Source organism: uncultured Marinobacter sp. (genome assembly GCF_963974375.1).
GTDB lineage: Bacteria > Pseudomonadota > Gammaproteobacteria > Pseudomonadales > Oleiphilaceae > Marinobacter.
This window is the reverse complement of the sequence record NZ_CAXBDN010000161.1, coordinates 1-9,950: the sequence shown is the minus strand read 5'-3', so window position 1 is coordinate 9,950 and position 9,950 is coordinate 1. Positions and strand designations below refer to the sequence as shown.

The following is a 9,950-nucleotide window of genomic DNA, read 5'->3' as shown; positions in this document are numbered from 1 at the left end:
ACCAAACCACTTGGACCAAAACTCATGAACCTTCCTGAAGGTTCGCTTTGCGACCAAACCCAACTTCGCATTCAGGCACCAATGCATCCCCAATAGCCATGAAATCCACGTTTGGTTGGCCAGAATCGGCATATGAGTCGTGATCTGGAGGGGGCAGGGCAGCTGTCGGTGTCAGGCGCTTTAAACAAGCCACATAACAAGTGGGCTGAACATTTTAACCTATCAGGTACGCAAACCGGGGTGCATTTAGGGTGTTTGAACAATAATAACGACTGCGCTTTAAAGTTGATTCGGTTGCCGTACTAACCAACATATTTGTACCCGGCATCCTGCAACGCTTCCTTCAGTGACTCCTCAGGAGGTTCTTCATATATGAGCGTTGTTGACGGTGACACATGGCCAGCGATTTTTTGTGCAACTTTAACTGACCTCTTTTGTTCATGAATGATATTCGTCATTAAAGTCCTCCGGCCACTGTGGGAGCTGGCTCGCTCAATACCTGCCCAATGTCTCTGCATGAGCGCAAAGTGTTCTTGGAGAGTATTCGGAGAATAGGGACCTCCTTTTTGAGTTAGGAATAGGGGATCCGTCCTTTTCACCGATTGGTGAGCTGCCAAGTGGATCACAAGGTGATTGTCTATAGCCGTTCTAAGCGCAACGTCATTCATTGGAAGATCACGCGATTTACCACGATGTTTTTTGACCTCAGGATAAAAATCCTCCGGTTTGATTTCGGCGCCGGCTTTGGCCATGGTTTCAATTCGCTGAACAAGCTGGTGAAAATCGTGAACACTGAAACTGATCCGTCTGCGTTGGTAGGTTGATTTGGACCGATTCAGTGCGTCTGCACCCTTGGTGTAAGCCGCAGGCAAGGCCAGGATTTCTTTAAGTTTGAACGAACGTTGGCCAGAGGCTTCAGGGCCGAGTTCGGCGACATCTTTGATCTGTAGAAGTGCGATTTCCTGAACTCGCAGTCCGAGCTTGAAACTGATCTGAACCAAGGCAGTATTCTTTTCCGGGTAGCGATGCTCCTGGATAACGCGCAAGAGCTGGGCGAACTGTTCGGGCGTGAGCACGCGTGCCTGACCGGTCTTGCTCATCTGAAAGCTCCTGGTGAACCGTTGGGAGACAACACGGATAGGGCAAAAATAAAATCCGTAATAATGTTATTTTAACGGATTTTTCGTGCCAAGTGGTGAGAATTCTACCCATGGGGGCACTTTGAGCTTCCAAGTTAATTTGAAAGCACATCCGCCAAGTATTTCTTACCTACGACAATTCGGTGGTTCCAGGAACTCACCGGCAAGCAAATCGCATACGGTCTTTCTAGCACTGGCGAACATCGACCCCGCCAGCGTGCTTCGCCAGGCCTACACAAGGCACGAAGGGCATAGGCAACTGCAGAAGAGTGATTTCACAGCCCAGTTCGGGCCTTGGTCAGTGGGACTTCGTTAGGACTACTAAATGTGCCTCAGGCGCCTTGTCTCGGTCATCTCAGCGTTCGTCACACGCTACAGAACGTTTGCTTGTTCGAGGGCGCACATTCATACGGTTAGCAGCCATACGCCAAATTAAGCGTTTTACGTGGAAATTAAGTACATTGCGTTGAAAAATTAAGTACTTTGGGTGGTCGTATAATCGGGACCGGTCGGGCGCGCGGACGGCCCCCGGAAGTTATCCACAACTGCGTATAATGTATATTATGTTAAATACCATATGAGCCACTGAAGATCTAGCCCCCCAATAACCCCTGCGCAAAATGCCCAGTAGCAAATAGCAGTCTTTCATTTTCTGTGGGTGGCATGTTTCAGCCTCCTGTTCAGGACGCAATGTGGTGCTTTGTGATTATAGGCTCCGTTCGCCCTTGTCGCTTTGTCCATCAATATACGTCTTCAAGATAACGCCCCTGGCCTCTCAGAGTTTCAATATCGATTTGCAACGGTTTGAGAATGTCTTCTATGACGTGCCGCACGGCCGCAGCCATATCCCGGCCACCGCAGACCAGTATCTGCGCACCGGTGTTAACCATCTGCCGTACCGCCAACTCATCCTGCCTGAGCTTATCCTGCACGTAGGTACGCTCGTCTGCTCTTGAGAAGGCAGTGTTCAGCCCGCTCAGTCGATGATCCTCAAGATAGCGCCCGAGCTCGGGTTGGTAGAGAAAATCCGACCTGGAATCGCGACCGCCCCAGTACAGATACATAGGGTTGCATCTGGTATTGTTTCTGATGAAACCGGTTAACGGACCAATACCGGCACCTGCACCGATCAGAATAACTGGCCGGCTATCCGCAGCCGGCCGGAAGCCTGGATTGGGGCGGATGAAGCCATCGATACAATCTCCCGGCTTGAGGTCATGCAAATACCCGGAGCATAGACCGCCGGCCTGCTTGCGGACGCATATCTCAACAATCCCGTCACTAGCCGAGGACGCGAGCGAGTAGAACCGCGGGGCTTGACCGTCTGGGGGCATAACCCCAACCAGGTCTCCCGCTTCGAAGGGTGGCAGCGCTTTAAACCTTCTGGAAAAAACCGTTGGCCATCCGCCCTGCTCCGCCGGCTTGAACCGGAAGATACTGGTTGGCGCCTGCACCGCAATCCCGTAATCCGCTCTTTCTACCAGTTCCAGTTTTACCGTAGCTGGCTGCAACGCTCTGTAGTTCAGCAAAAGCGGAGTACCGATGAGCTCACCCACCCGGTTTCCCCACTCAACAAATTGCGAGGCAGAACACCGATCAATCAACTCAATGGCGTGCAAACGGCTCATGCCTTTACGGGCGAGCGCAGCATCCACCTCCACGGCAAACTGACAGAAATTCGGAAACTGCCGATCACCAAAACCCAGCACCGCGTATCGCAGATTTTTCTTGGCACGGAAATCACCGAGCCTGGCCATAAACCGCCGGGCCGATGCGGGTGCGTCACCATCGCCATATGTCGACGTCAGCACGAACAGCCTGGAAGCCTGCGGATACTGCTCAGCCAGGGTGTTCATCTCGCTGCAATGCACTCGGAAACGGGCCTTATTCAGACTGCTATGGAGCTCACGGGCAAATTTCCAGGTAGCATTACCTTCGGAGCCGACCAGGATAATTGTATCCGCCTGAGCAGGATCGGCATTGTCAGGAAGCTGTCCTGACGACCGGCGACGCTGCCACCAGATGGTTGCGCCCGTGACCGAGAGAACTGGCACAGTCAGTGCCGCAGCGCCAAGAATCAGGCCCAGCCACCACAGGCCTTCGCCGGTGTGCAAACGGGTGATCCAGTGCTGCAATGCGCTGCCGTCAGAGTGCGGCTGGTATTGCAGTAACTCGCCCGTTGCCTGGTCCACAAAACCGGAGCCGCCGGCTGTTGACAGCGAATAGACATCCTGCCGATCACCGGGATAGGGAAACACCAGTTCCCGGAGTTCGCCAAGATCGAAATTGCCTAGCGCTTTTAAGGTGCCGACGGGCGACGGTTGCCCGCCTGAGACCTCAGCCGGAAACCTTGGCCCGGTGTCAGGCGCTTCCGGCAGCAAACCAAAGCGCTGTGCCGACATATAGCTACCGGTCAGCGCGGATAACAGTAGGCCGAGCACGGCAAACCGGGCCAATTCGGCATGGATGCGTTTCCCGCCTGAGCCGGATAGCGGCCTTAATGTATTCCTCCAACCCCCGGTGCGGCGGGCTATCAAAAAAATCCCCGAAATACACAAAAGTACCATCAAAACAGCCAATACGCCGGCCAGCGCTCTACCGGCATCATCCAGCATAAACGCACGATGTAGATCCCTGACCCAGCCAAAGAAAGCGGAGGGTTCGTAGGGTGCCGTGCCCTCACCTGTTACCGGATTCACCAGATCCGCACCGGCCTGGCCGTCACGGCTGTAATAGACGATGACCTTGCCAGAAGGCTCTCGCACGATCTGCTCAGTCCCGGGATAGTTAGCAACGATCCGGTCAGCCAGCTCGGCAATACTGAGCTCACCGGAAGCCGGAATGACCGCTGAAACTCTATCCAACGTCGGTGCCAAAGCCAGGACAGCACCCGTGACCGAGAGAACCATCAGGATCAAGCCTGCAAGCAAACCCGGTAAACTGTGGAACTTGCGCAACATAATAGCCGATGCTCCTGGTGAATTATTGAAGCTCGTAGGTAAGAGCGCGCACATAACCGCGCCCTGAAACCGGCTTGCCGGATCCTTCGGTGGTCAGGGGGGCGACGACATCCGCTCTGATATCGCGCATGTCCTCAACGGCAGAGTCGACCCGAACTTCATAGCCGTTATCGATCAGCGAATCATCGAGGTTCAGAGTGATTTTCAGCGTGCGGCCACTGGTGACACTGGCACCGGTCAAGCCATCATACTCTGCCGGATCTAGCCGACTGCCGCGGGCCCAGCCTTCCAAGTGTTTGTAGTATTTAGATTTCTTCCCGGAAACCCAAAGGGTACCCTGATACTCTCCGGCGGCATCGGTAAGATACAGCGCCAGATAGGCTCCATCGCCGCCGTAATTCTGTAATTCGGTGGTGAAGGTCACGTCGCGGGCCTGGGCGAATACCGGTAAAGCCAAGGCGGCAAAAAGGCTGCAAGTGAGAACGAACGTTTTCATAAATGGTCTCCGAAAAAACTGCTGAACGTTAAATGAACAGGCAAATTCACTCAGCTACTCAACGGTAACCGTGGGGCGACCATTGACGATGCCGTTGCGTGGTGCCTGACTTTTGACATTCTCCTGTCCATTTCTCGTATTCCTGTTGCCGTGGTCTCTGTCATCATCGTCCGTGTCTTCACGTTCCCACTTCATCATTGTCAGTGAAGCGGGCGCGAAAGAGGCTTCTGCCCTGATCCCATCGGCGTCGAGGCCTCTGACTTCATAACAACCGTCGTCAACTTTTATTCGGTGAACTGTCCAGCCTTCGGCTTCCAGTTTTTCACGCAGATGTTCACGGGGCTGCCAACTCGCCACAGGATCATCGCAGTCGTCATCGGCCACTGCGGTGCCACTCAGAAGTAACAAAGACAGGCTCAGAATAATGGTTTTGGTCTTCATGGTGTCTCTCCTGCTGGTTGCGTTAGATCCACTTTAAGACGCCAACCTGACAGTGGCCTGAACACTCCAGACATTATCAGCGGAACTGGAAGGCTTCTTTATGGAAGCGAGTCAGGCGGAAGGGTGCTGACCGCAAGCTGTTTCTAATGGCTTGCCCCAGCCCTGCCGGGCCGCAGAACCAGACCTCAGCGCCTGCAGCCGAGCGTCCGTTGGTAGACAACGTCTCGGCAGACAACGCCTCACCCTTGCTGCTGTCATGAATCTCCAAGTGAATCCCGGGAAAGTCACTGCAAAGTGCCCGAAGTCGATCCACCATGGGATCCTGGCCGGCATTACGCGTGCAGTAATGCAGATCGGCTTCAGACACGGTGGCGTCGGTGGCGCTGCTCAGGGCTTCGAGCCAGGCCAGGAACGGCGTAATCCCGATGCCACCGGCTATCCAGATCTGGTGGGATTTGCGGTTGCGGCGATCGAAATTAAAACAGCCGTAAGGGCCCTCTATCTTAACGGTTTGCCCCACTCTGATTTTCTGGCTCAGATTGCGGGTGAAGTCGCCAAGCGATTTGATGATGAAGGTGACAGTGCCATTTTCCCGATCGGCACTGGCAATCGTGAACGGGTGTGCGCCCTCTATCCGGTCAAAGGTTACAAAGGCAAATTGCCCGGCACGGTGGCCACGCCATGCCGGCCCCATGTGGCAGGTAACTTCGGTGACCTCACGATCTGGAGTTTTGATAGCGGTGACCGTACCGCAAACCTGGCGACGACGGCCGACTCTGCCCGCCAGAGATAGCCCGCTGGCGATGCTGCCGCCAAAGAGCAACATGGCCATCAGCACACCGATCGGCTGCTGCCACCATTGCAGCGGAGTAAGCCACGCCGCATGGAAAGCGAGCAACAGGTAAAGCACTGGCATGCCGCGATGCAGATAGCGCCAGTATTTGTAGGGAAACTTGCGCCACAAAGTGATCAACAGCATGGCGAACAGCAGATAAACGGCGAATTCACCTACCTCTTCCGCAGCGTCGCGCATGGTCTCGATGAACCCGGAATAATCCTGGTCGTGCAGCTTGCCGGCCTTCCCGAAAATCGACTCTATAACATCGTCACCCATTTCAATCAGCCAGTGAGCAGCGGCGAATACGACTGCCAGAATGCCCGCCCACTTGTGTGTGCGATAGATCTGATCCAACCCGCCCAGCGGTCTCTCCAACCAGGCTGGGCGCAGTGCCAGCATCATGGTCAGTGACATCAGAGCAATGGATAATAGCCCACTGAGCAGCAGGCTCTGGTCATAGACTGTCCAGGGCGAACCGGCCCCTGGACCTGCAAAGAGGTTCCAGGCCCATAGGCCCGAAACCAATACAACGAAAGGAAAAATTATCCACATCATCACATCTCCTGCGATCGGCACCTGGACTATTCCCTCTAAGGCTAGCGTCCAAACCTGACAGCCAGCTGAAGATCGGTTAAGAGAGATCGAAGCATTATTGACCATTCAGGCTGTTGTCAGGTTTGAGCTGTAGTATCTTGATTTCAGGGCTGGGTCAGAGGTGAACGATGCGGGTACTTTTGGTGGAGGATACGGTGGGATTGGGCGAGGCGGTGCGGGATCAGATTGCGGACGACGGCCACGCTGTCGACTGGATGCAAACGCTGGCCTTTGCCGAGGCGAGTGTCAGGACCACAGCCTATGACCTGGTTCTGCTGGACCTGATGCTGCCAGACGGCCATGGCTTCGACTTTTTGCGAACACTCCGGGCTACCGGAATAACAACACCGGTGATCATTCTTACGGCCAGGGATCAGGTGTCTGACCGGATTGAAGGATTAAATGCCGGTGCCGATGACTACCTGGTCAAGCCCTTTGATCTTTCGGAGTTGTCGGCCCGCGTGGCCGCAGTGGCTCGCCGATATCGGGGCAATCCAAGCCCGATCATACAAGTGGGCGATCTGGTGATTGATCTTGGCGATCACCGCATCAGTCGCAACGGGCAGCCGGTAGAGCTGACGGCACGGGAATGGGCCTTGTTTGAAGGCTTTATCCAGCGACCCGGAATGCTGTTATCGCGATCGCAACTGGAGGATCGTCTTTACGCTTTCGGGGCCGAAATCGAAAGTAACACCATTGAAGTTTATGTCAGCCGTCTGCGTAAAAAGTTGGGCCGGGACGCTATCGTAACCGTCAGGGGAATGGGCTATCGCCTGGAAACACATGGCCACTAGAACCAGCCTGCAGAAAACACTCGGTATCGGCCTGACACTCGGCGTCACGCTGCTCTGGCTGTTGGGCGTGACCGCTTCGGGACTGGTGGCACAGCACGAAATGAACGAGGTCTTCGACAGCGCCCTGGAAGAAACCGCCCAGCGGATACTGCCATTGGCGGTCACCGACATCCTGAACCGTGAGAACGGTGCGGGCAATCAAAAGGCCCCAGCCCTTAAAGACCATGACGAATACCTGACTTATCTGGTACGGGACGAAGATGGAAATATTCTGCTCCAGTCCCACGATGCCGACCCTGACGTGTTTAGCAGAACCCCCGCCGAAGGATTTTCAGATACCCTGACCCACCGGCTATATGGCGTATCTGCGGTCAGCAATACGATCTATCTTGAAGTGGCTGAACCCTTGGCGCACAGGCGTGAATCTGCTCTGGAGGCGGGTTTGGCCTTACTGATGCCCTTAGTGGTTCTGATTCCGGTCAGCCTTTTGGGTATTTGGTGGATCGTCCGGCTGTCGCTGCGCACTGTGGTCGACTTTCAACAAGATCTCGAGTCCCGTGGCGCGGGAGATCTTTCCCCTGTTGTAGAAGAGCAGTTACCCCGTGAATTTGAACCAATCGCCGTTTCCGTCAACCGGCTGCTTGAGCGATTGCAACGTGCTATCGAATCGGAACGCAGTTTTACCTCGAACAGTGCCCATGAACTGCGAACTCCCCTTGCAACAGCGCTCGCCAAAGTGCAGCGACTCAAAACCAGAGTGCCCGATGATCATCTGAAGAAGGATGTTGCGGAAATTGAAGAAGCGTTACGCAGTCTGTCTGTGCTGTCCGGAAAACTGCTGGAACTGGCTAAAGCGGAAGGCGGCGGTGCACTCTCACAAAACCAGCAGGATCTTGTGCCCATCCTCGCGATGATTGTCCGGGATTTTGAGGACCAGGCACCCGGGCGAGTTGTTTTATCCTTGCCGGAGCACGAAGTGAACTCCTTTCTTGATCCCGACGCCTTCGCCATCCTGGTGCGTAACCTGATCGAGAATGCGCTTAAGCATGGCTCCCGTAGCCAGCCGGTGGAGATCAAACTGAACGATAAAGGGGTTTTAAAGGTCTGCAATGGCGGTGCAAGGGTGCCACCGGAACAGCTTACTCTTATAAGAAACCGGTTTGCACGCGCCAAAACGGACGCGGCAGGTTCTGGCTTGGGCCTCGCTATTGCCGATGCGATTGCTAAAGGTGCCGGCATGACCTTGCATCTGAGATCACCGGCAACTGGGCGGCAAGATGGTTTTGAAGCGGAGCTGAATCTGGCATGTATCTGACACTCACCGACTCCTGGTTGCCACACTCGTGTTCTTCGCCAGAACAACTTTCACGGAAATTGGGCGCCCCATCAAGGAGCTTTTAATGAAAGCTCACACACAGATGACGGTGGGTTCACGAGAACACTTACAATCGTCCCAGATCAACTATTTCATGAACCAGATCAGGCCTACTCCTCCGCAACCAACTCATACCCAATGGCCCAACTGGTCCGCCCCAGCTCCGTAGCACGTTCAACATCCGCTTCCGGAACCAGCGTCAGATCCCCCAGTTCCCGCGGATCGTAATGGAACACCCACAGGCGCGAGGCGAACTCGGCAAACGGCAGTGAGGCTTCGCCATGGCGTTCACCGTTGCTCTGGGTTGAGCAGTCGATTCCCTGGCCCCAGTCCTGGCCGCTGTCGTTGTTGGGATTGAAGAAGTAGATCCGCATCTCGCCATCGCGGTCCAGGTTTACCCGGATAATGGTAATAGCGTGGCGCCCGACCATGCGGCCGCCACTGTCGGTAACCGCGATGCCAGCCGGTTGCGGATGGATAACCGGGATATTGCCATTGTAATAAGGGTGATAACAGGCATGGAAATGCCGGATAAAGTCTTCATAATCATGAATTTTCCCGGTTTCATGATTGGTGACGCTGAGAAAACCATGGCCTACCCACCAGCCGTACATTTCCGGGTTGATCCAGCGGTGCAGATCGTCGTCGCGCGCGCCGCACAGGCGCCCCATTTCGCCATAGATGCGGTCAAGATGAGGAATCAGAATCAGCGACACCGGGTCCACGTCCGTTGGCGGTTCTTTCGCCAGGCCAGCTTCCAGGTAACGGGAATTGATATGCTGGCCTTCAAAACGCATGGTGACATCGTCATCCCGTGCCGCCCAGGCCACCAGCTGTAACAGAAAATCCGCGTCGTTAAATGCCCACATGGACAGACCAATCACCGACTGACAGGTGGGATTGTTGCCCTGCCCGATCCCCAATGGTTGTCCCAACAGGCTCAGCACACCGGCCAGCAGGTAAACGCGCGGTGGGTGCGCATCGCCAAAAACCGCCGTTATTTTTTCGGCGGCCGCCGGGCACAGTTTCAGTTCAAGCTGGCGCCACAAACCCGATGCCACGGGTGTGGTGAACAAGGACGCTCGCTCGAGAAACTGGGTCAAACCATAAACCGCCTGACAGGTCTCCGGATAGATAGCCTGGTCAATAAGTTCAAACACAATCTGACGGTAGCACTGAAGCACGTCGTTGCCGGTGATGCTCAGACCCAGCGCCAGGGGGATCAGATCATCCCTCAGACCTCGCAGGTGGCGCAGCAGCATCGGATGATAGGCAGACACCATTCCCGTTTCGTGCATGGCCTTGGCAAAACC

General features: G+C 54.9%; 7 protein-coding genes and 1 pseudogene. 2 read left to right on the top strand and 6 right to left on the bottom strand.

Annotated elements, in window-relative coordinates:
* Positions 1-302 precede the first annotated feature (302 nt).
* The 5 genes from AAC035_RS13640 to AAC035_RS13620 all read right to left on the bottom strand — a co-directional run bounded on the left by AAC035_RS13640 (position 303) and on the right by AAC035_RS13620 (position 6,534).
* The gene (locus tag AAC035_RS13640) at positions 303-1,100 is read right to left on the bottom strand and encodes a site-specific integrase (RefSeq protein ID WP_339805073.1); all 798 of its coding nucleotides are present in this window, start codon (positions 1,098-1,100) and stop codon (positions 303-305) included.
* A 779-nt stretch (positions 1,101-1,879) separates the two neighbouring features.
* The gene (locus AAC035_RS13635; protein WP_339805071.1) at positions 1,880-4,099 is read right to left on the bottom strand and encodes a PepSY domain-containing protein; all 2,220 of its coding nucleotides are present in this window, start codon (positions 4,097-4,099) and stop codon (positions 1,880-1,882) included.
* A 22-nt stretch (positions 4,100-4,121) separates the two neighbouring features.
* Positions 4,122-4,595: a DUF2271 domain-containing protein gene (locus AAC035_RS13630; RefSeq protein ID WP_339805070.1), complete on the bottom strand. Its 474-nt coding sequence runs from the start codon at positions 4,593-4,595 to the stop codon at positions 4,122-4,124.
* A gap of 54 nt (positions 4,596-4,649) precedes the next feature.
* On the bottom strand, positions 4,650-5,036 hold the full coding sequence (locus AAC035_RS13625; RefSeq protein WP_339805068.1) for a PepSY domain-containing protein: 387 nt from the start codon (positions 5,034-5,036) through the stop codon (positions 4,650-4,652).
* A 76-nt stretch (positions 5,037-5,112) separates the two neighbouring features.
* Positions 5,113-6,534, bottom strand: a complete 1,422-nt coding sequence (locus tag AAC035_RS13620) for a ferric reductase-like transmembrane domain-containing protein (protein ID WP_339805066.1) — start codon at positions 6,532-6,534, stop codon at positions 5,113-5,115.
* A 62-nt stretch (positions 6,535-6,596) separates the two neighbouring features.
* Between AAC035_RS13620 and AAC035_RS13615 the strand changes: the two genes are divergently transcribed.
* Together AAC035_RS13615 and AAC035_RS13610 are read left to right on the top strand one after the other, a co-directional pair.
* Entirely contained in the window at positions 6,597-7,262 is a 666-nt protein-coding gene (locus AAC035_RS13615; RefSeq protein WP_339805064.1) for a response regulator transcription factor, read from the top strand.
* Complete coding sequence (locus AAC035_RS13610) at positions 7,252-8,577, top strand: ATP-binding protein (protein WP_339805062.1); 1,326 nt, start codon at positions 7,252-7,254, stop codon at positions 8,575-8,577. The genes AAC035_RS13615 and AAC035_RS13610 overlap by 11 nt, the downstream gene beginning before the upstream one ends.
* A 170-nt stretch (positions 8,578-8,747) precedes the next feature.
* On the opposite strand, the pseudogene AAC035_RS13605 reads toward AAC035_RS13610, so the two are convergent.
* A pseudogene (locus AAC035_RS13605) lies at positions 8,748-9,950 on the bottom strand (hypothetical protein); the annotation flags it as partial.